Raw genomic sequence first — 19,875 nt, 5'->3', positions numbered from 1 at the left:
AGATAAGGGTCATTATAATTGATTCAGGTAATGGCCCCTTAGAAAAAATATACGGATATCAGTACCTATAACATCATAAACAATACGATGTTCTTTATTTATCCGCCGTGACCATTTGCCGGATAGTTCGTGTTTAAGGACTTCTGGTTTGCCTATGCCAGCATAAGGATTTTCTTCAATAGCTTCTAATAATTGAGCTATTTTCTTTTGTATAGCTTTATTTCCCGTCTTCCTCCAGTATTTTAAGTCCGCAACCGCTTGTGGCATGTAGATTATTTCCATAAATCTGCAATGGCAATTTTAACGCCTTTTCCAGCCTCATAATCCTTCTCACCTTTACGCACTTTAGCAATGGCATCCGGATTATAAATACTTTTCTCAAGGTCTGCCTTTGCAGGAGAAGATATTACCTTACCATTTAATTTTTTTACAATCTGCGTTAGCAATTCCGTTTCTTTATCAGGAATCTGTATAGTTAAAGTAGTCATGACGGATAATTTAAAAGTAGTACGAATATAAGCAAATTTTGTCCCGTATAATTCTTAACTATATGGGATTTCCATTTAATAAGGAAACGCTGAAATCCTGATTTGTTTGCAAACCGTTAAAAGAACACGCCCAAATTCAGTGTCAGGTAAGAGAGTTTGGCATCCGGATTTTTAATTGCTTTGGTAAAACCATTATTATACGAAACCCCGGTAAGAATATCCAGCGTACGCACCTGCCATTCTACTCCGCCGCCCAGCAATAGTCCGGCCCTGAACCGGCTCACGTCCGAAGTGGTAATACCATTGGAAGTTTTTACGCCTAAGTCAAACCCAAATTGTCCGTAAAATTTGCCGCCCACAAAGTCGTTGCTTTTCAGCTTTAAGCTTAGCGGGATATCAAGGTATTGGATTTTATATCCCAATTTTTGCGATGGATTTGAAGCAATCACATCCGCCTTAACGGTGGTTACCGTAAATGCCGTTGAGAAAAAATAGTTCGGCGTAAAGCCAAAATCGCCCAGCACACCGTACGAAAACCCGGCGGCAAGGCCATCCGTTTTATACGAAGAAGCGTCACTACCGTTAAACTTCATCCAGCCAAATGTTGGCGATGCCGTAAAACCCAGTTTAAAATTATGCCGTTGTGCCTTCAAAAGACCCGGTATCAATAGAATGGCCAGAATAGATAATGCTTTTTTCATAACTTCGCTTTCGCAGATTTTAATATGAGAGTTCCTTTTAAACCGGCGCAAATTTACCTGTTTTTTTTAATAAGCCTGCTTGCTGTTTCGTGTGGCAACAATAAACGTGTTGATGTAAGTAATATCCATTTAAATGTGTCTATTGAACGCTTTGACAAGGATTTAGGCCAGGTGACAGCCCATAACCTGAACAGTAAAGCCTCACAGCTCAATAAAAAATACGGTTTCTTTTACCGCGATTACATGGAAAAAATGCTCGCTGTGGGTTCTGTTTCAGACACAGGATATTATGCCAACCTGCGCACCGTTTTACAAAACAAAGATTACCAGGAGCTATATCAAACAACGCAGCAGACTTTCCCCAACCTTGACAAGCAACAAGCCGAGTTAACCGATGCTTTTAAGCATATCAAATACTATTACCCAAAAACAAAGCTGCCCCGGCTCATTGCCTATATATCCGGTTTTGCCGTGCAAACGCCGATTGGTAACGACTATGTAGGCATTGGTCTGGATATGTTCCTGGGCGCCCGTTCTAAATTTTATCCCGCTTTACGCGAAAGCATTCCCGCCTACATCTCCCGTCGCTTTACGCCCGAAAACATTACGCCACGGGTAATGGAAAGCTATATCCGGGAAGACTTGTTCCCTGAACCTGATGCCGACAAATCGCTTATTTCACGGATGATATACAACGGCAAAATACTGTACTTTATGGATGCCGTTATGCCCGATATTGCCGACAGCCTTAAAATAGGTTATACCAAACAGCAAATGGAATGGGCCAAAACGTATGAACCGGACATCTGGGGCTATTTCCTGGAACGTAATCTGGTTTATGAAACCGACTATTTTAAAATTCAGGGATATTTAACCGAAGCGCCGTTTACACCGGATATCGGCGAGAAAAATGATTCAGCACCCAAGCTGGGTTTATTCATCGGCTGGCAGATTGTAAAGAAATACATGGAGAAAAACCCGGATGTTACTGTTCAGCAGCTGATGCAGGAAACCGATTTCCAGAAAATCCTGAACGATTCGCATTACCGGCCGAAGTGAGTGGCAAAGAGAGGCAAGAACATAGATGCAAGAGACAAGAAAATAAAAGGTGGAAGATGGGAAGATAGAAGGTTTAATATGAATAACGAGTTGGGCAATCTCATATCTAAAATCTCATGTCTCACATCTATACCAATACTAAATTTCGTATAATTGGTTTGTGAACTTCATCAGACCTGTATTTAATTACCTGAATGATTTCTTTGCGCTGTTTTACCCGCAGCTATGCGCATCGTGCAATACCAACCTGTACAATAATGAAACGGTAATATGTACCAGTTGCCGCTACCGTTTGCCCTATACTCAATTTCATTCAGACCCGGATAACCGCACTGCCCGGCAGCTTGCAGGCCGGTTCCCGTTTGAGGCTGCCGCATCGTTCCTGTATTTCCACAAAGGTTCAAGGGTACAAAACCTTATTCATCAGCTAAAATATAATAGCAATACCGATGTGGGCACTACTCTTGGCGAAATGTACGGACAGGTTTTAAGATCAGCAGAAAAGTTCAGTACGGCAGATATTATTGTCCCGGTGCCGCTACACCCGGCCAAACTGAAAAAACGCGGTTATAACCAAAGCGAATATTTTGCCAGGGGATTGGCCTCGGCAATGGAAATATCACATGCCAATGCCTTGATGCGCCTGGTAAACACGCAATCGCAAACCCGTAAATCGCGATATGTTCGCTATGAGAATATGAAAGATATTTTCTCGGTCCGGAGCCCGGATATCCTGGAAAATAAGCATGTGCTGTTGGTTGACGATGTACTGACCAGTGGCGCCACTGTAGAAGCCTGCGCCCTGAAAATACTCGAAATTACCGGAACCCGCATTAGTATTGCAACCATTGCTTTTACAGATTGAGTAAAATTAAGCACATTTGTAAGGCCAATATACGGCATCAAAAATCAATGAATACATTATACGCTAAACGCGATATTATCTTCAGAAACCCATTTTACCTGTTGCTTCTGGCAGCAATGCTGCTGTTTGCCTGTAAAAAGGATGAATCCATCACCACAGATCCTTCGGCTAAATTATCCTTTTCTACCGATAGCGTATTGTTCGATACCATTTTTACGTCTGTAGGAAGCACCACACAACGGGTAAAAGTGTTTAATTACAACCGGAAAGCCATAAACATATCCCATATAGCTTTGGTTGGCGGAAACGCTTCCGCTTACCAGGTCAACATCAATGGAAAACCGGCCAGCAGTGCGGAAAACGTACGGCTCAACGGTAATGATTCACTGACGGTTTTCATCAAGGTCAGCATTGATCCGACCAGCAGCGAAACGCCGTTCCTGGTGGAAGATGCGTTATCTTTTGTAACCAACGGCAATACACAGACCATTCCCTTAGTTGCTTACGGACAGAATGCGCACTTCATTAACAACAGCACATTAGCAGAAAATACCGTGTGGGATAACAAGCTCCCCTACGTGATATACAACCAGGTGCAGGTAGCCGAAAATGCTACGCTCACCATCAACGCCGGGGCACGGATTTATTTCCATAAAGACGCGAAAATGATCGTTGCCGGAACACTGAATTGCAAGGGAACTGTTACTGATAGTATCAGCATTGCCAGCGACCGGATGGAACGCATCTACTCCGAAGAACCGGGACAATGGACGGGTATTCATTTTACATCAACCAGCGTTAACAATCGTATTAACCACACCAGTATAAAAAATGCGCTGATAGGCTTACAGGTAGATTCCATGCAAACCGGCGACACTCCCAAGCTGCTGCTTACCAATAGCGAAGTAAAAAACATGCAGGTTTGCGCCCTCGCGGGATATCATACCAACATCGCCGCGTTTAACAACCTGTTTGCCAATTGCGGGCAGTATCTTATCTATGGTATTTTCGGCGGCGACTATAACATTAAACAAAATACCTTTGCCAATTACACGTATAACTTTATCCGTAATACGCCGTCGCTGTATTTTTCGGGCAATAACCCGCAGCAGACCGGCTCCGGAACGAATATCCTGAGCATTAACCTGACCAATAATATTGTATGGGGTGGATTAACCGACGAACTGACCATTGAACATACAGGGTCGCTCGTACTGCAAAGCAACCTGATACGCACTACCGACAATACGCTTGCCACGAACAATTTTTTAAATACCGACCCTAACTTCTTGAATCCCCGTCAGGGAAATTATCAGCTATCAGACGATAGTTTTGCACTGGACAAGGGGATAGATTTATCAGGAGACCCCTACTTTTCAACGTTTTTGCAGAAAGATGCCAAAGAAAATTTAAGATTATTTCCCTCAGAATTAGGATGTTACGAAAAAATGTGATTTTTTATAAAATAAATGTAACCTTATTGCAGTTTATGAGTATAAGTAATTGAGAGCGTTAATTTAGATAGAAAGAGCAGGAAGCCTCCCAAGCGACCAGCTCTTTCTTCATTTTGGGACGTACCTCAATTAATCTCAATCTATAAATCAGAGTTTAACAGCAGTTCTTAAGTAATCTCAATATTTATACAATAGTTTTTTTGCAATTCAGAAATAATCGTAATATTGCAATATTGTATTATCAATGGGAGCAACTAAGACCGAACATTTCACATCTGGCCAGAACCAAATAGCAAGCATTGCTAAAGCGTTGGGGCATCCTGCAAGAATTGCCATTATCGAACATTTATTAAAAGTAAATGAGTGCATTTGCGGAGATATCGTCAATGAGCTTCCGTTGGCGCAGCCTACTGTTTCCCAGCATCTCAAAGAGCTTAAAAGTGCAGGGCTTATAAAAGGAACTATTGAAGGAAATGCTATTTGTTATTGTATTAACAAAGAAAGCATTGAGCTTATAAATAGCTATTTCACTGGCATAATCAAAAAGCTAAAAGAGTCTGATTGCTGTTAATTGCTAAAAAAATTGAACTATACAATCGTAATATTGCAATAATAAAATCACCATGAAACTATCCGAATTAAAAGAAATATTGCCGGCTTTAGGCAATGTCGCATTTCAATTAGAAAATGGAACGCTCATACCTGAAAATTTTCATGTTACCGAAATAGGACAAACTATAAAAAACTTTGTAGACTGTGGCGGAACAGTCCGGAAAGAAGTCGGTATAAGCTTCCAGTTATGGAACACTAACGACTTTGAACATCGCTTAAAACCAACCAAACTGCTTAATATTATCAAGCTATCGGAAAACAGGCTGGGAATTGAGGACGCCGAAATTGAAGTGGAATATCAGACCGAAACCATTGGAAAATATGATTTGGATTTCAACGGTCAGCATTTTATTCTGAAGAACAAGCACACCGCCTGTTTAGCACAAGATGCCTGCGGCGTTCCAATTAAAAACTCAAAAGCCGGATTATCACTATTGCAAAATAGCGGCTGCTGCACGCCAGACTCAGGCTGCTGTGAAAGATGAAAAAGTGGTTTAATAAATACAAAAAGGCTGTAATTATAACCGCATCCGTTATTATACTGCAAATATTTTTTGGATTCGACCCCAAGTTTTGCATTATCAATATTATTTGGCTATACGTCTAACTTTTATAAATATGCTACAAAAAATATTAGTGCTTTGCACAGGAAATAGCTGCAGAAGTCAGATTGCAGAAGGATATTTACGGTATTTTGCAAAAGATAAAGCTGAAGTGTTTAGTGCAGGGGTTGAAACGCATGGAGTAAACCCGAAGGCGATAGAAACAATGAAAGAGGATGGAATAAACATTGCGCATCATACTTCTAACCACATTGACGAATACAGGCACTTGGATTTTGACTTCGTAATAACTGTTTGTGATAATGCAAAAGAACGCTGCCCTTTTTTCCCAGCCAATGCCCGGAAATTTCACTATAATTTCCCCGACCCTGCAAAAGCAACCGGGACAGAAGATGAAATCAGGCAGGAATTTAGCCGCGTAAGAGTATTAATTAAAGCGTACTGTGAAAAATTTGTTAAAGAGAATATTATATGAGGGCTTTAAAATCTTACTTATATCCCGAAAAACAATTAAGGCCGGTTCAAAAGTGACCGGCCTTAACAAAGTTATCAATACTCAATTTTATTTGTACAACGGATGCTCTTCCATCATCTCCAACACCTTTTTACGGGTTTTCTTGATAGTAGCCTCATTGTTGGATGTAATCACCCCGTCAATCAGCTCAACAATTTTTTCCATGTGTTTTTCTTTCAGCCCACGTGTAGTGATGGCCGCGGTGCCAAAACGTATTCCCGAAGTAACAAACGGTGAGCGGTCATCGTAAGGAACCATATTCTTATTGGCAGTAATACCAGCCTGCTCCAGCACATTCTCGGCATCTTTACCGGTAATATTTTTATTGCGCAGGTCAATCAGCATCAGGTGATTATCCGTACCGCCGGAAATAATTTTGTAATCACGTTCTACAAACGCGTTCGCCATAGCAGCCGCGTTTTTCTTCACCTGGATGATGTATTTCATATAATCTTCGCTCAATGCTTCGCCAAAAGCAACCGCCTTAGCGGCAATGATATGCTCCAGCGGGCCGCCCTGTGTGCCGGGGAATACGGCTAAATCCAACAACGACGACATCATCCGCAATTCGCCTTTAGGTGTTTTCAGCCCGAACGGATTTTCAAAATCCTTGCCCAGCATAATCATACCGCCGCGTGGTCCGCGAAGCGTTTTATGCGTTGTGGTGGTAACCACATGACAATGAGGAAGCGGGTCGGTTAACAAGCCGCGGGCGATTAGTCCGGCAGGGTGCGAAATATCGGCCACTACCAAGGCGCCAATCTGGTCTGCAACCTGGCGGATACGGGCATAATCCCAATCGCGTGAATAAGCCGAAGCGCCGCAGATAATTACCTTCGGTTTTTCTTTCAGCGCTACTTCTTCCAGCTTATTATAGTCAACCAGACCGGTTTCGCGGTCAACGCCATAAAAGAATGGCTGGTAAATTTTTCCTGAAAAGTTTACCGGCGAGCCATGCGTAAGGTGTCCGCCATGCGAAAGGTCGAACCCTAAAATCTTATCGCCGGGCTGTAATAAAGCCAGAAACGCGGCAGCGTTGGCTTGTGCGCCCGAATGCGGCTGCACATTTACCCATTCGGCGTTAAACAACTGCTTAGCCCGCTCAATGGCAATGCTTTCAATTTCATCTACAACTTCGCAACCGCCATAATATCGTTTACCGGGCAGGCCTTCGGCATATTTATTGGTTAATACAGAACCTGCCGCCTCCATTACCTGTTTACTCACAAAGTTTTCCGACGCGATAAGCTCGATACCAGTTTCCTGGCGTTCCTGTTCCTCTTCGATAAGCTTAAATACCAGTTTATCCTTTTTCATTGTACTGCTGTTGTAGATTTTAATTTATATATATTAATACGTTGCTTGTTTTAAAGTAACCCTGAAATTATTAAATCCCAGTCCTACCTGTATAGCCACCAGCTGCTGCTGCAACAGCTCAAGTATCGCCAGGAAATTGTACACAAAGTGCACTTTGTTTTCAGAATGCTGTTTCAGGTAAGTGAAATCCAGTTTCTTATTAATTTCGAGCAACTCGGCGATGCGTTTTTTCTGCTGTTCTATGGTGTACGGATATTGCACCACCGTATGCGTTACCTTCCGACTGGTTTGCTGGTATTTGGCCATCACACGCTCATACACCATCATCAGTTTATATAAATCGATGAATTCCAGTTCCTGTCCCGACTCAGCGTACTGTCCAACCTGGCTCAAATCATAAGCGATATTGCCCCGCTTTACCAGCAGCATACGCCGCTCCTCTAACTTGCGGAGTTCCTCAGATACCAGCTTGAATTTTTTATACTCAATAAGCTTTTGAATCAAATCCTGCTTAGGGTCGATGGAGTTTCCTTCTTCATCCAGCTCGGGACGAGGAAGCAACATTTTTGCCTTAATGCGCATCAGCGTAGCCGCGACAAAAATAAATTCGCTGGCCAGCTCAATGTTCAGGGCGTTCATCTGGTGAATATAATCCAGGAAATCGTCGGTAATTTTAGCGATATGAATATCCCTGATGTCCAGTTCGTCGCGTTCAATAAAAAACAACAAAAGGTCAAACGGACCTTCAAACTGGGGCAACCTAATCTCAAAATTTTCGGACTGATTCACAAGTGCCCAAAAATACGCTATTTCCTTTTTTTATTACGGATTTTACTGAAAATAAATGAAGTAAATAACAAGTACAATTCTATAAATTTTATTTGGTTGTATCCTGGCTGGTAATGATAGCTGTTCAACGGTGGTGTACCTAACAGAATGTTCCACTAAAGCGGGTTGATATTGCCAGAAAATGAAAGGATGATTAGCGGCAGGCATTTTATAGCATACCGGACTTGTAATTATAGCTGCAGAATGATATGGTTATTTGGTTCATTGCGTTGCAGCTTCTTCAGGCTGTTTCGGTTTCTTTTTAAATGGAACCAGGAAATGTAACTTCAGGTTCAGTGAATTTCTTACATAAGGCGACGATTTATCGGTTACGTAGCGCCAGGCATTGTACTCTGTAGGCGAATATCCCAAACCCACATTAAGATATGGATTTAAATGAACGTTTATACCAAAATCTCCGTTAATCAGGTTGCCCGTTTTAATAACCGCATCATCGGGATTGGTGCTTTTATATTTTATATAAGTGCCTCTTACAATATCAAACGTTATGGAGCCATTCAGTCTTCCGACTATTTTGACTTGTCCGTACAAGCGTAAGCCATAATAATTATTGTTAAATACATACTGGCCGTCATAGCGTTTGTATAACGGGCCAAGCAGTATCTGACTGGTACTGTCGCATATTCCGGCCAGTAATGAAAGCTGGTCAAAGTTGGTATGTATAACAGAACGTTCAACCTGGGGCGATAAAAGTACGGTGTATTGAGCCTTAACATTGCCGGGAAACAAAAAAACAGCCAGAAACAGGCATTGTAAAATGTGCCGGGCTTGTACAACAACGTTTAACTTCTGTTTTCCAGAAGGATATACCGTGATGTGTGATGTAATCATTTGAGAACGTATTTTAATTACCGTCAGTCCCCAATACGGCAGATTAATAAATACAATAAGCGCAGGACTGTAACCTTTATCCGTCCAAGAGGTCCTAGGAAAACCCACACAACAGATAGGTTACGCCCCACGCTTACCGCATGAGGCGCTACTCTAACTGTCCTTGTTGTGTATCAGAAATTTCCTAGGTTTCTTTTGGACAAGAACTTTTAGTTAACGCTTATATATTTTTACTCTAAATTTTAATTCCTATATATGATATACTTTATATTCTCCTTTTATGGTCTCTTCAAAATTATAAAAAATCGGCTGAACAATTAAATGTGAAGGAACTTCCCGGTATTTACCATGCGCCCACTATTTTTAACATAGAAAAAGCTGTATCTTTGCACCACTGTTAAATCAAAATTAAAAAGTCAAAATTAAAAAGGCCTGGCGGCAGGCCTGTGTTTTGAACGTCTTAATAGGACATTATTTTGTTGACATAACATTCATTTAACGCTGTTTACACCAGTATCAATGCATTATGAAACAATATCAAACTCTTTTATACTATTGCTATACTGCAATAGAAAACGCCGGGCAATTTGCGGCAGAACATCTTGAATTTTGTAGATCAATTAACCTGGTAGGCCGCATCATTGTAGCCGACGAGGGCTTGAATGGTACGGTATCAGGCACACGCGAGGCTTGTAAAACCTATATGGATACTGTCCTGGCCGACCCACGCTTTGCAAAAACCGATTTTAAAATAGATGATGTAGATGAACCATCGTTCATTAAAATGCACTGTCGTTACAAGGCCGAAATTGTACACTCCGGCTTACGCAATCCTGCTATTATTAACCCTGCCAAACAAACCGGAAAACACCTGGAGCCAAAGGAGTTCATGGAAATGAAAGACCGCGATGACGTGGTTATCCTGGATGTACGCTCAAATTATGAGCATGCTTTAGGCCGGTTTAAAAATGCCGTAACGCTTGATATTGAAAATTTCAGGGATTTCCCGGCACGCATCAACGAGCTGGCTAAGTACAAGGACAAGAAAATACTTACCTATTGTACCGGCGGCATTAAATGCGAAAAAGCATCAGCATTATTGCTGCACGAAGGGTTTAAAGAGGTTTACCAGCTGCACGGCGGTATTATCAAGTACGGAAAAGAAGCGGGTGGAAAAGATTTTGAAGGCAAATGTTATGTGTTCGATAACCGCCTGGCTGTTGATGTAAATTCGGTAAATCCTAAAACCATTTCTACCTGCCGTAATTGCGGTAAAACGACATCCAAAATGATTAATTGTGCCAACCCGGAGTGCAATGAGCATTTTACCCAGTGCGATGAGTGCGGCTGGAAACTGGATGGATGCTGCTCTGAAACCTGCCAGGCACATCCGCGTAAGCGCCCGTACGATGGTACCGGTTACTACGTAAAAGTTCCGCAGCCGGTTAATGTCAGCAAGAAATTGAAATTAATTTCTTAATTTCAGTGCCATGCACAATGTCGACTTTAGTTTTCTCCATATCCGGCTGCTGGATATTGTAGATATTTTACTGGTAGCGGTAATTATTTACTACATCTACAACCTGATACGGGGCACTATTGCCGTAAATATCCTGCTGGGCCTTATTATTATTTACCTGACCTACCTTATTGTAAAGCAACTGCACATGCAGCTGCTTACTCAAATTCTCGGGGGGTTTACCAGTGTAGGCTTTATCGCATTGATTGTAGTTTTCCAGACCGAAATACGTCGTTTTTTACTACTGCTGGGTAAGAATGCCACGTTAAAGAATATCTCCTGGTGGTCTTTCCTGTTCCGTAAAAACAATGAGGAAAGCAGCAATCCGGCTTTTATAAAACCGGTTATTGATGCCTGCAAGAGCATGAAGAACAGTCGTACAGGAGCCCTCATTGTATTTGCCAAATATTTTGATGAACAATATTACCAGAACAGCGGCGAACACATGGAGGCTCATATCTCCAAGCGACTTTTAGAAAGCATTTTCCAGAAGAACAGTCCGTTGCATGATGGCGCTGTGGTCATTGCCGACGGTAAGATAAAGTGCGCCAGCTGTATACTTCCGCTAACTGATAACGAAAACCTGCCCCTGCAATTTGGCTTGCGTCACCGGGCCGGTATTGGCATTTCGGAAATGAGTGATGCCGTAGCCGTAATTGTATCGGAGGAAACCGGCGAAATATCCTACGCCAAACAGGGCCGGGTTAAAATGAATGTCAGCTTTGCCGAATTAGAGAATCTGCTAAACAAAGACGCCTGATACAGGTTATGGAATATAACTGTTTCTGTCATCTTTAAAGAAAAACATAAATTATGAAGAAGATTATCGCAGCCACTTTACTGGCAATTATAACTACAACCGCATTTTCGCAAACTGTTGATACCCGCAGAAAAATAGAAGTTACCGGCTCGGCTGAAGCTGAAGTAACACCGGATATTATCTATTTTTCGATATCGCTGAAAGAATATTTTAAAGATAATAACAGCAAGAAAAAAGTAGATATTGAAACGCTGGAGCGTCAGTTGCAAACCGCAGTGCTAAATGCAGGCATTCCCAAAGAAGATTTTACCATTAATAATGTATCGGCTTATAACTACAATTGGGAGAAGAAAAAGAATCCCGATTTCCTGGCTTCAAAGCAATACCGCATAAAAATTACCAACCTCAGTAAATTAAATGATATTCTGGGAGCTGTTGACCCCAAAGGCATTACCGCTACCAATATCGAAAGCTACGATTATTCAAAAATAGCATCGCTGAAGAGAGAGCTAAAAGTTAAAGCGTTGCAGGATGCTAAAGAAAAGGCAACTTACCTGGCACAAGCGGTAGGCGATAAGCTGGGTAATGCTCTGGAAATTAGCGAGATCAATAACGAATCGTATCCGCAGCCTGTTTACCGTACGATGCTTATGAAAGCCGATGCCGTATCCGCCGAAGCTGCACCCATGCCCGATATTGATTTTAAGAAGATCAAGCTTAACTATCAGATGCGTACGGTATTTGAATTGGTAAAGTAAAGCTTCGTACTTTCATAGAGGGTGTCTAAAAAGTCTGCTATGGTCATCCTGAGCCTGTCGAAGGATTGGTTCATTGTGGCCAAACGCTTCTCCCGAGACTTCGCATAGGCGTCAAGTTAAGAGCTGAAAAGCCCCAACTGTAAATTATGGTTTTGCTGACTTTTTAGGCACCGTCCTCAAGGCCAGGCATCGTGTCTTCACGAAGCCTCTCTAAAAGTTTGCATTTTGACTTTTTCCTGTTGAATTAACATAGTAACTTGTAACGGTCATCTCATTAAAGGCTGTTACGAATGCCCGGGATTTTCCCGTACTGCCTGTCCCGGGAGGAACGATTCGGGATACGGGACTCAATCCCGGAAAGCCGGGATTTCACTACGTTCAACTTTTAACTTTTTAACCGAGCTTTAGCGAGTTCATCGAAGATAATTTTTACTTTTGACTTAACACCAATGCGCATTTCATTCCACGAATTAAAAGAACTATTTAAACAGGTATTAATCAAAAATGGCTTTACCGCGATCAAAGCCGATACCTGTGCACAAATATTTGCCGAAAATAGTCGTGACGGTATTTATTCACACGGCTTAAACCGCTTTCCGGTATTTATTGATTATGTACAGCAAGGATTGATCAATGTTGATGCCGGACCCGAACGCGAAAACAGCTTCGGTAACCTGGAGCAGTGGAACGGAAATGGTGGTCCGGGTGTGCTCAATGCCACTGCCTGCATGAACAGAGCCATTGAACTGGCACGTACCACAGGGATTTCGTGCGTTGCACTACGTAATACCAACCATTGGATGCGTGGCGGAACGTACGGCTTGCTGGCCGCAGAAGCCGGTATGATCGGTATCTGCTTTACCAATACCATCGCTATAATTCCGCCCTGGGGAGGCACAACTCCCCGCCTGGGCAATAACCCGCTGATCATTGCGGCTCCCAGGACTAACGGAGCGCATTTCCTGCTTGATATGGCCATGTCGCAATATTCCCTGGGTAAGCTCCAGAGTTACCGGCTTAAAGATAAACAGCTGCCTTTACCAGGCGGATATGATGAAGAAGGGAACCTGAGTACAAATCCTGCCGCAATAATGGCATCGCACCGGCTGCTTCCCATTGGTTTCTGGAAAGGCTCAGGCTTGGCGCTGATGCTTGATGTATTGGCCGCCGTATTAAGTAACGGGCAAACTACGGGTGATATTACCAATAGCAATAAGGAAACCAACGTATCGCAAATATATATCTGTATCAACCCAGCATTGAGCAATTCTGCTGATGAAATTATGAATAGTATCCTGGAATATATGTACGGTACTGATATACTTCCCGGCCAGGCTGTATCCTATCCGGGCCAGAATATGTTTGCTACGCGACTTGAAAATATGGAAAAAGGTATCCCGGTAGATGAAACCATGCTGGCCAGGGTAAAGGCATTGCTGTAACCACCCATGTATCTGTAACCACCGAATATCTGAGCATCCGGCTAACTAACAACTAATTTTCATATCTTCAACCAATGAAATATTTGAAACTACTGCTATTTATTACCTTAGCGGGATGCTATAGCAGCGTTAGTGCGCAATTGTCCTCAGCAGACAGCTTATATATGCAGGCCAATAATTCGGCCGATCTGCATGTATTTGCCGCCCGGATGTACTTTGACCGCAACCTGTCGGGAAAGGCGTTAGAGGAGTTAGAAAAAGCACAGGAACTTTACGGGAAAATAAATAATACGGCTGGCCAGGCATCTGTATTAGAGCAATTCGGTGATTTTTATGCCGGCAAAGGATATTCCAGCGAAGCGCTGACCAGTTACCAGAAAGCATTTGATCTGTCTGCTGCCGGTACAGAGCAGGCAGGTAACCTTGCCTATAAGCTGGCCTCGTTATGTTACAAGCAAAAACGGTACGATGATGCATTGAAATACAGTATAGCATCCAGCAAAGCTTTTGATGCTGCCGGGTTAAAAGCCAATGCCGCAAAAGCCTATGTATTAACGGCTTCTATAAAAAAGCAGCAGAAAAATTATAACGAGGCCGAAGATATTATTTTAAAACAGGCGTTGCCTTTATACCGCTCGGCAGATAATGCAGAAGGCCGTACAGGCAGTTTTGATGTACTGGCCCGTACCTACCTGGATCAGAAACGGTACTCCGAGGCCAAATGGTTTTTTATACAGGCCAATACGCAGAGTCGCATATTAAAAGATACTGTAGGAATTATTACTTCGCTTACCAACCTGGCAAAGGTAAAAAATGCTATAAAAGATTATAAGCTGGCCTTAAGAGATTTGAAGGAGGCCGAAATTCTGGCTAAGCGTACACATACAACGGCTTTACTGGCCGATGTAAAAACAGTACAAACCGAAACGTATGCCCGTTTAGGATACAAAACAGCAGCTGCAGGCGCCCGGCAGGATGTTGATCTGTTAAACGATAGCCTCCGTCAGATGGCCCATCACGATTCGCAGGTGGCCCATAACGCTGTCCGCGAAATGCAGCAGCAAAAACAAGCCGCGGAAAAACCGGTTGCCCGGCATACCGCTGTCGTGCAGAATACACCAATTATGTATATAGTGATTATTGCGGTTATTGCAATAGCAATAATTTTAATAGTGATATTAAAAGGCAGAAGAAAATTAACAAAGGGTTGATAACTTTTTCAAATCGCTGATTTTAACCTGTTTATTTTTATCTTATTAATAATGGCAGGGATAAAAAACGTATATTTGAACGAATACATTTTAGTGAGTTTAGAAGGGGAATGAAAAAAGAAGTATTTTTTCTGATAATGATGTTATTGTCAGGTCTGGCAATTTTTGCCAAAACAAACCCACCGGAAGATACCATATCGGTGGCAACCCAGGCCAAATATCTAAAGCCGGCCAAAGTAGGGCCTTTACCTTATTTTATACCTCCTCCGGTAGATTCTGCCCAGCTTAAGCGTCAGGCTGTTGACGACTGGTTTAACAAAAGCCTGGCCGAGCAGAGCATTAAAAATTACCAGGATGTACAGTGGCTAAATAATAAGTACACACAGATCAGTTTGTATACTGAACCTGATGATAAAAACATAGCGGCGCTCTCGCAGTTGCAGGAATCGTTCAGAAGGGCCGGGAATATTCGCGACAGGGCCATGACGTTAAACAGCATTGCCTTGTACTATATCCGTAGGGCCGATTTTGAAAAGGCAATATCTCCTTTACAGGAATCGTACCTGGTTAAGGAACCTTTTCATGATAAGACCGAACAGGCGGCCCTGGCATCGGCATTGGCCTATATCTGTAAAATTACCGGACGCTATGAGCAGGCTTTGGCCTATAATGACGAGGCCTTACAGCTCAACTTTACATTGAAACGGGCCATCCCGGTAGGAAACCTTTACCTGGAAATAGCATCGGTCAGAACATTGCAGCAAAATTATCCGCTTGCCGAAAGTTATATCCTGAAAAAGGCCCTTCCGCTTTTCAGACGCATGGGCGATAAGAATGGCAAAATGAAAAGTTTTGAATATCTTGCCCGCCTATACCAGCAGCAAAACCGGTATACCGAGGCCAAATGGTATTGTATACAGGCCGGTATGGTTGCCGATCAGATAGGCGATACACAGGCACGGATCAATACCTTAACCAGCCTGGCCCAAATTAAAAGCGCCAGCGGCGACCGGCAGCTTGCTTTGCAGGATTTTAAAACAGCCGAAAGTATGGCACGGGCAAATCAATCGTTACTTAACCTGGTAATGATCAAGAACGATGTAGGAAAGATCTATTACCAAATGGGTGATTATGCCGCTGCCCGCACCGCTATTACAGAATATAGCAAGCTGAATGATACCTTGTTAAATGCTTCGAAATAACGTATCATTTCTGCAATAAATCATTTTTTTAACATCAATTAATACTATTTTTGGTATAAAGTTGTTACAAAGGGGCGGTTAACTTTTACTGCCTCTTTTTTGTTAAATACTACTGTACTTAATACACATGAGGTTTGGCCCGTATGGAAATATTGCATTGCAACCTGGATTTCAATTTATCAATTTTTGATCTTAACTCTCAATGTTTAGTTTAACAAATAGTATAATTGCCGTATAATAGCCCGCATATATGAATTTCAAACAAGTAAAAGAAATGCTTAACAGAATATTTTTAACACTTTTTATTGTAGCTGCCATCGCTTGTAAAGCGAATCAACGCGTTAATCCGGGTATAGAAGGTTCTAATAATTTGCAGCCCGATGCCCAGCAAGGTATCGTTGCCAAAAATCTGGTTGTGCTTATAGAGCGTTACCATTACAAAAAGCCGGTTATTAATGATTCGCTTTCGTCTGTTATATTAGACCGTTACCTGAAAAACCTGGATGCCGGTCATAATTATTTTCTTGCCAGCGATATCAGGGATTTTGAGCAATATCGTAATACCATGGATGACGACCTGCGTAACGGAGATCTGAGCGCCCTGTTCAGAATTTTCAATGTATTCCAAAAACGGTATAATGAGCGTATAAGCTATTCATTAACACAGGTTAATAACAAATTTAATTTTAACGATGGCGGAACGTATACTTACGACCGTTCTAAAATGCCCTGGCTAAGCAGCGTTGCAGATGCCGATAGCTTATGGAAACACCGCGTTCAGTATGATCTGCTGAACCTGAAATTAACCGGTACAGAAGAAACCAAAAACAGGGAAACCCTGAAAAAGCGGTATACCAACCTGCTATCGCAGGCTAAAAAAACCAATAATCAGGATGCTTTCCAGGTAATGATGGATGCTTTTACCGAATCCATCGACCCGCATACCAATTATTTTGTTCCGGTACGGGCACAGGAGTTTAACGAGGAAATGGCCCGCACTTTTGAGGGAATTGGCGCCCGCCTCGGTTTAGATAACGAGGTGGTTAAAATTGTCGAGGTAATTCCCGGCGGACCGGCATGGCGGTCTAAACAGCTTAATGCTAACGACCGTATTGTTGGCGTAGCGCAAGGTAAAGACGGCGAGTTTGAGGATATTATAGGCTGGCGCCTGGATAACGTGGTGGCTAAAATTAAGGGCCCCAAAGGCACCATAGTCCGTCTTAAAATTATCCCGGCCGGGCAGGAGCTTACCTCGAAACCTAAAATAGTATCGCTTGTACGCGATAAGATTGTTTTGCAGGATCAGTCGGCTAAAAAGACCATAAAAACGGTTACATCTAATGGTAAAAGCTATAAAATAGGGGTAATTACCCTGCCTGCATTTTATGCCGATTTTAAAGCTTACCAGGAAGGCGATCCTAACTATAAAAGTACCAGCCGCGATGTAAAATTGCTGCTGGACACCCTGAAACAGCAAAAGGTAGATGGTGTGCTGATCGATCTGCGCACAAACGGAGGCGGCTCGTTGATGGAAGCTATTAAGCTTACAGGACTATTTATTAAGAGCGGGCCGGTAGTACAAACACGCGATATACGGGGTAAAGTAGATGTTGATGAGGATGACGACCCGTCTGTAGCCTACAGCGGCCCTCTGGGCATCATGGTCGATCGTTTCAGCGCTTCAGCATCCGAGATATTTTCGGGCGCTATACAAGATTATGGTCGCGGTATTATTATCGGTAATCAAACCTACGGCAAAGGTTCGGTGCAATCGGCTATTGCAATGTCGAAGGTGATCAGTACTGCAGACCGGCTAATGCTTATGGCCATGAATAAAGATAAGTCTGGCCCCGATGTTAACGGCGATCCGTTCGGGCAGATCAACCTGACTACCGGCAAGTTCTACCGCATCAATGGCAGCAGCACACAGCACAAAGGTGTTATCCCGGATATTCAGTTCCCCATGATCTTCCCGGCAGATAAATATGGTGAAAGTTCAGAGCCATCGGCTATGCCCTGGGATACTATTGCGTCAAGCACTTACCAGCCTGTGGCCGATTTAAGCGCTGTTAAAACGCGGTTAAATGCACTTCATAATAAGCGCATGGAAACATCGGCAGAATATAAATATATGTTGCAAGACATTGAACGGCTTAAAAAACGCGATGCTGAAACTACGGTTACACTTAACGAGGCTAAGCTAAAAAAAGAGCGTGATGAGCAGGAAGCCGAAACGCTTGCCCGCGATAACCAGCGCCGGGCTTTAAAAGGGTTGCCTCCGCTTAAAAAAGGCGATACCAAGCCCAAGGATGATATTGATTTTGTTCAGGATGAAAGCCTGAATATTATGGCTGATCTTATTAAGCTGGGGAAATAGGTAAAGGCAGAGACTGGACGAAAAAGGAAGAAAATTTAAGGCATCAGACGAATACCGGTTTGAAGGTCAGTCAACTAAACAATCTCGTGAAGTATTCTGCACAGGTCGGTATACACTGGTAATCGGAGTCTGGCAGTGCTTTTAACATTTTTGACAACTTTTTAAAAGTTGTCAAAAATGTTAGTGTAACGCAGACAGCGCTCCAAGCGCTGTCTGCGTTATATAGAACTTAGTCGAAGCTTAGCTCAATCAGGCATAGATCTCCATCACTTCCTTCTTTTTTGCCTGGCGCATGTGTTTGGGAACAATTCCCATAATTTCCTGTTCCAGGGCCTGGATAGCGGTTCGCTTCAAAAAATTTCTGTGGGTAATAATGCTGATCTCACGCACTGGTTCAGGCGCTTTAAAATGCCTGACACGTTTAAGCTGTTTGTCGGACAGATCGCTCAGGCTAAGCTCCGGCAAGATAGTTATGCCATTATTCAGATCAACCATACGCTTTAGTGTTTCAACACTTCCGGTGTTATATTCAAATTTGCGGGGTTGTTCGGCAGATTGCTGCTGACGGCAGATGTTAATTACCTGGTTACGCATGCAATGTCCTTCATTCAGCAGCCAGATCTCATTCAGGTTGATGTCCTTGCCGGTTATGGCTTTCTTCTTCATCAGCGAACTGGATTCTGAAACATAAGCCACAAATGTTTCATAAAACAACGGAATTTCATTAATGCTGGCATCGCCTATTGGGGTAGCTAATATCCCACAATCCAGTAATCCTATTTTTAGCTGGTGTACAATTTCCTCGGTAGTATATTCCCAGATCTGTAACTGAAGCTCCGGATACTTCTTTATAAAGTTTAATATGATTTTAGGCAACAGGTAAGGCGCTATGGTGGGAATAACACCAACTTTTAGAACACCCTTAATTTCACCTTTATGCTCGGCTATAATTTCTTTGATCTTAGCGCTTTCGTTCAATATTCTGCGTGCCTGGCTAATAATTTCTACACCGATTTCGGTAGGAACCACAGGCTGTTTGCTGCGGTCGAACAATTTTACACCCAGCATATCTTCCAGCTTCTGTACCTGCATGCTCAGCGTTGGCTGCGTAACAAAGCATTTTTCTGCCGCTGTTACAAAGCTGCGGTAAGTATCAACAGCCACAATATATTCTAACTGGATTAAAGTCATAGTTTTGAATGAAGAGACCAAACCTCAGTCTAACATCTCATATCTCACGTCTTAAATCTCTTCTTACTCCACGGTGACGGACTTGGCCAGGTTACGGGGCTGGTCCACATTGCAGCCACGCAGCACGGCAATATGGTAGGAGATCAGCTGCAACGGAATGGT

General features: G+C 42.7%; 20 protein-coding genes. 13 read left to right on the top strand and 7 right to left on the bottom strand.

Annotation, left to right across the window (positions count from 1 at the left end):
* Nucleotides 1-12: 12 nt before the first annotated feature.
* The 3 genes from FW774_RS20045 to FW774_RS20035 all read right to left on the bottom strand — a co-directional run bounded on the left by FW774_RS20045 (nucleotide 13) and on the right by FW774_RS20035 (nucleotide 1,189).
* Entirely contained in the window at nucleotides 13-282 is a 270-nt protein-coding gene (locus FW774_RS20045; RefSeq protein ID WP_149350284.1) for a Txe/YoeB family addiction module toxin, read from the bottom strand.
* Nucleotides 273-488 (bottom strand): DUF2683 family protein, encoded by a 216-nt coding sequence (locus FW774_RS20040; RefSeq protein WP_149350282.1) that lies wholly within the window; start codon nucleotides 486-488, stop codon nucleotides 273-275. Before FW774_RS20040 ends, FW774_RS20045 begins: the two co-directional genes overlap by 10 nt.
* A 116-nt stretch (nucleotides 489-604) precedes the next feature.
* Nucleotides 605-1,189 (bottom strand): outer membrane beta-barrel protein, encoded by a 585-nt coding sequence (locus tag FW774_RS20035; RefSeq protein WP_149350280.1) that lies wholly within the window; start codon nucleotides 1,187-1,189, stop codon nucleotides 605-607.
* Nucleotides 1,190-1,213: 24 nt separating this feature from the next.
* Between FW774_RS20035 and gldB the strand changes: the two genes are divergently transcribed.
* The 6 genes from gldB (at nucleotide 1,214) to FW774_RS20005 (ending at nucleotide 6,217) form a co-directional block, all read left to right on the top strand.
* The gene (gldB, locus tag FW774_RS20030; RefSeq protein ID WP_149350278.1) at nucleotides 1,214-2,248 is read left to right on the top strand and encodes a gliding motility lipoprotein GldB; all 1,035 of its coding nucleotides are present in this window, start codon (nucleotides 1,214-1,216) and stop codon (nucleotides 2,246-2,248) included.
* Nucleotides 2,249-2,408: 160 nt separating this feature from the next.
* Complete coding sequence (locus FW774_RS20025; RefSeq protein WP_242457897.1) at nucleotides 2,409-3,113, top strand: ComF family protein; 705 nt, start codon at nucleotides 2,409-2,411, stop codon at nucleotides 3,111-3,113.
* A 47-nt stretch (nucleotides 3,114-3,160) separates the two neighbouring features.
* Nucleotides 3,161-4,567 (top strand): hypothetical protein, encoded by a 1,407-nt coding sequence (locus FW774_RS20020; protein ID WP_149350276.1) that lies wholly within the window; start codon nucleotides 3,161-3,163, stop codon nucleotides 4,565-4,567.
* A 244-nt stretch (nucleotides 4,568-4,811) separates the two neighbouring features.
* Nucleotides 4,812-5,138: an ArsR/SmtB family transcription factor gene (locus tag FW774_RS20015; protein WP_149350274.1), complete on the top strand. Its 327-nt coding sequence runs from the start codon at nucleotides 4,812-4,814 to the stop codon at nucleotides 5,136-5,138.
* Between the two features lie 52 nt (nucleotides 5,139-5,190).
* A complete protein-coding gene (locus FW774_RS20010; protein WP_149350272.1) occupies nucleotides 5,191-5,664 on the top strand; it encodes a DUF6428 family protein in 474 nt (157 codons plus the stop codon).
* 133 nt (nucleotides 5,665-5,797) lie between these two features.
* Nucleotides 5,798-6,217: an arsenate reductase ArsC gene (locus FW774_RS20005; RefSeq protein ID WP_149350270.1), complete on the top strand. Its 420-nt coding sequence runs from the start codon at nucleotides 5,798-5,800 to the stop codon at nucleotides 6,215-6,217.
* Nucleotides 6,218-6,304: 87 nt separating this feature from the next.
* Here the strand turns inward: FW774_RS20005 and glyA are convergent, their stop codons facing one another.
* The 3 genes from glyA to FW774_RS19990 all read right to left on the bottom strand — a co-directional run bounded on the left by glyA (nucleotide 6,305) and on the right by FW774_RS19990 (nucleotide 9,253).
* Complete coding sequence (gene glyA, locus FW774_RS20000) at nucleotides 6,305-7,573, bottom strand: serine hydroxymethyltransferase (protein WP_149350268.1); 1,269 nt, start codon at nucleotides 7,571-7,573, stop codon at nucleotides 6,305-6,307.
* A gap of 33 nt (nucleotides 7,574-7,606) precedes the next feature.
* A complete protein-coding gene (locus tag FW774_RS19995; protein ID WP_149350266.1) occupies nucleotides 7,607-8,362 on the bottom strand; it encodes a segregation and condensation protein A in 756 nt (251 codons plus the stop codon).
* Between the two features lie 261 nt (nucleotides 8,363-8,623).
* Nucleotides 8,624-9,253: a hypothetical protein gene (locus FW774_RS19990; protein WP_149350264.1), complete on the bottom strand. Its 630-nt coding sequence runs from the start codon at nucleotides 9,251-9,253 to the stop codon at nucleotides 8,624-8,626.
* 526 nt (nucleotides 9,254-9,779) lie between these two features.
* On the opposite strand from FW774_RS19990, the gene FW774_RS19985 reads away from it, so the two are divergent.
* The 7 genes from FW774_RS19985 to FW774_RS19955 all read left to right on the top strand — a co-directional run bounded on the left by FW774_RS19985 (nucleotide 9,780) and on the right by FW774_RS19955 (nucleotide 18,522).
* Nucleotides 9,780-10,733, top strand: coding sequence for a rhodanese-related sulfurtransferase (locus FW774_RS19985; protein ID WP_149350262.1), 954 nt, complete (start codon nucleotides 9,780-9,782; stop codon nucleotides 10,731-10,733).
* A 10-nt stretch (nucleotides 10,734-10,743) separates the two neighbouring features.
* On the top strand, nucleotides 10,744-11,532 hold the full coding sequence (cdaA, locus tag FW774_RS19980; RefSeq protein ID WP_149350260.1) for a diadenylate cyclase CdaA: 789 nt from the start codon (nucleotides 10,744-10,746) through the stop codon (nucleotides 11,530-11,532).
* A 53-nt stretch (nucleotides 11,533-11,585) separates the two neighbouring features.
* Nucleotides 11,586-12,290: an SIMPL domain-containing protein gene (locus tag FW774_RS19975; protein ID WP_149350258.1), complete on the top strand. Its 705-nt coding sequence runs from the start codon at nucleotides 11,586-11,588 to the stop codon at nucleotides 12,288-12,290.
* Nucleotides 12,291-12,739: 449 nt separating this feature from the next.
* Nucleotides 12,740-13,732 (top strand): 3-dehydro-L-gulonate 2-dehydrogenase, encoded by a 993-nt coding sequence (yiaK, locus tag FW774_RS19970; protein ID WP_149350256.1) that lies wholly within the window; start codon nucleotides 12,740-12,742, stop codon nucleotides 13,730-13,732.
* Nucleotides 13,733-13,806: 74 nt separating this feature from the next.
* Entirely contained in the window at nucleotides 13,807-14,943 is a 1,137-nt protein-coding gene (locus tag FW774_RS19965) for a hypothetical protein (RefSeq protein WP_149350254.1), read from the top strand.
* 110 nt (nucleotides 14,944-15,053) lie between these two features.
* Nucleotides 15,054-16,145, top strand: a complete 1,092-nt coding sequence (locus FW774_RS19960; protein ID WP_149350295.1) for a tetratricopeptide repeat protein — start codon at nucleotides 15,054-15,056, stop codon at nucleotides 16,143-16,145.
* 250 nt (nucleotides 16,146-16,395) lie between these two features.
* Entirely contained in the window at nucleotides 16,396-18,522 is a 2,127-nt protein-coding gene (locus FW774_RS19955; RefSeq protein ID WP_149350253.1) for a carboxy terminal-processing peptidase, read from the top strand.
* 249 nt (nucleotides 18,523-18,771) lie between these two features.
* Here FW774_RS19955 and FW774_RS19950 read toward each other — a convergent pair whose 3' ends face one another.
* On the bottom strand, nucleotides 18,772-19,713 hold the full coding sequence (locus FW774_RS19950) for a hydrogen peroxide-inducible genes activator (protein ID WP_149350252.1): 942 nt from the start codon (nucleotides 19,711-19,713) through the stop codon (nucleotides 18,772-18,774).
* Between the last annotated feature and the right edge of the window lie 162 nt (nucleotides 19,714-19,875).

The organism is Pedobacter sp. BS3, from assembly GCF_008274585.1.
Taxonomy (GTDB): Bacteria; Bacteroidota; Bacteroidia; order Sphingobacteriales; family Sphingobacteriaceae; genus Hufsiella_A.
Note: the sequence above shows the minus strand (reverse complement) of the source record. Positions and strands in the feature narration are given on the sequence as shown.

What these genes read in the sequence shown, in the direction of transcription:
- FW774_RS20020 (WP_149350276.1), top strand. Translation starts at nt 3,161, where the DNA reads ATGAATACATTATACGCTAAACGCGATATTATCTTCAGAAACCCATTT.
- yiaK (WP_149350256.1), top strand. Translation starts at nt 12,740, where the DNA reads ATGCGCATTTCATTCCACGAATTAAAAGAACTATTTAAACAGGTATTA.
- cdaA (WP_149350260.1), top strand. Translation starts at nt 10,744, where the DNA reads ATGCACAATGTCGACTTTAGTTTTCTCCATATCCGGCTGCTGGATATT.
- FW774_RS19955 (WP_149350253.1), top strand. Translation starts at nt 16,396, where the DNA reads ATGAATTTCAAACAAGTAAAAGAAATGCTTAACAGAATATTTTTAACA.
- FW774_RS20015 (WP_149350274.1), top strand. Translation starts at nt 4,812, where the DNA reads ATGGGAGCAACTAAGACCGAACATTTCACATCTGGCCAGAACCAAATA.
- gldB (WP_149350278.1), top strand. Translation starts at nt 1,214, where the DNA reads ATGAGAGTTCCTTTTAAACCGGCGCAAATTTACCTGTTTTTTTTAATA.
- FW774_RS19990 (WP_149350264.1), bottom strand. Translation starts at nt 9,253, where the DNA reads ATGATTACATCACACATCACGGTATATCCTTCTGGAAAACAGAAGTTA.
- FW774_RS20045 (WP_149350284.1), bottom strand. Translation starts at nt 282, where the DNA reads ATGGAAATAATCTACATGCCACAAGCGGTTGCGGACTTAAAATACTGG.
- FW774_RS20010 (WP_149350272.1), top strand. Translation starts at nt 5,191, where the DNA reads ATGAAACTATCCGAATTAAAAGAAATATTGCCGGCTTTAGGCAATGTC.
- glyA (WP_149350268.1), bottom strand. Translation starts at nt 7,573, where the DNA reads ATGAAAAAGGATAAACTGGTATTTAAGCTTATCGAAGAGGAACAGGAA.
- FW774_RS19965 (WP_149350254.1), top strand. Translation starts at nt 13,807, where the DNA reads ATGAAATATTTGAAACTACTGCTATTTATTACCTTAGCGGGATGCTAT.
- FW774_RS19960 (WP_149350295.1), top strand. Translation starts at nt 15,054, where the DNA reads ATGAAAAAAGAAGTATTTTTTCTGATAATGATGTTATTGTCAGGTCTG.
- FW774_RS19950 (WP_149350252.1), bottom strand. Translation starts at nt 19,713, where the DNA reads ATGACTTTAATCCAGTTAGAATATATTGTGGCTGTTGATACTTACCGC.
- FW774_RS19985 (WP_149350262.1), top strand. Translation starts at nt 9,780, where the DNA reads ATGAAACAATATCAAACTCTTTTATACTATTGCTATACTGCAATAGAA.
- FW774_RS20040 (WP_149350282.1), bottom strand. Translation starts at nt 488, where the DNA reads ATGACTACTTTAACTATACAGATTCCTGATAAAGAAACGGAATTGCTA.
- FW774_RS20005 (WP_149350270.1), top strand. Translation starts at nt 5,798, where the DNA reads ATGCTACAAAAAATATTAGTGCTTTGCACAGGAAATAGCTGCAGAAGT.
- FW774_RS20035 (WP_149350280.1), bottom strand. Translation starts at nt 1,189, where the DNA reads ATGAAAAAAGCATTATCTATTCTGGCCATTCTATTGATACCGGGTCTT.
- FW774_RS19975 (WP_149350258.1), top strand. Translation starts at nt 11,586, where the DNA reads ATGAAGAAGATTATCGCAGCCACTTTACTGGCAATTATAACTACAACC.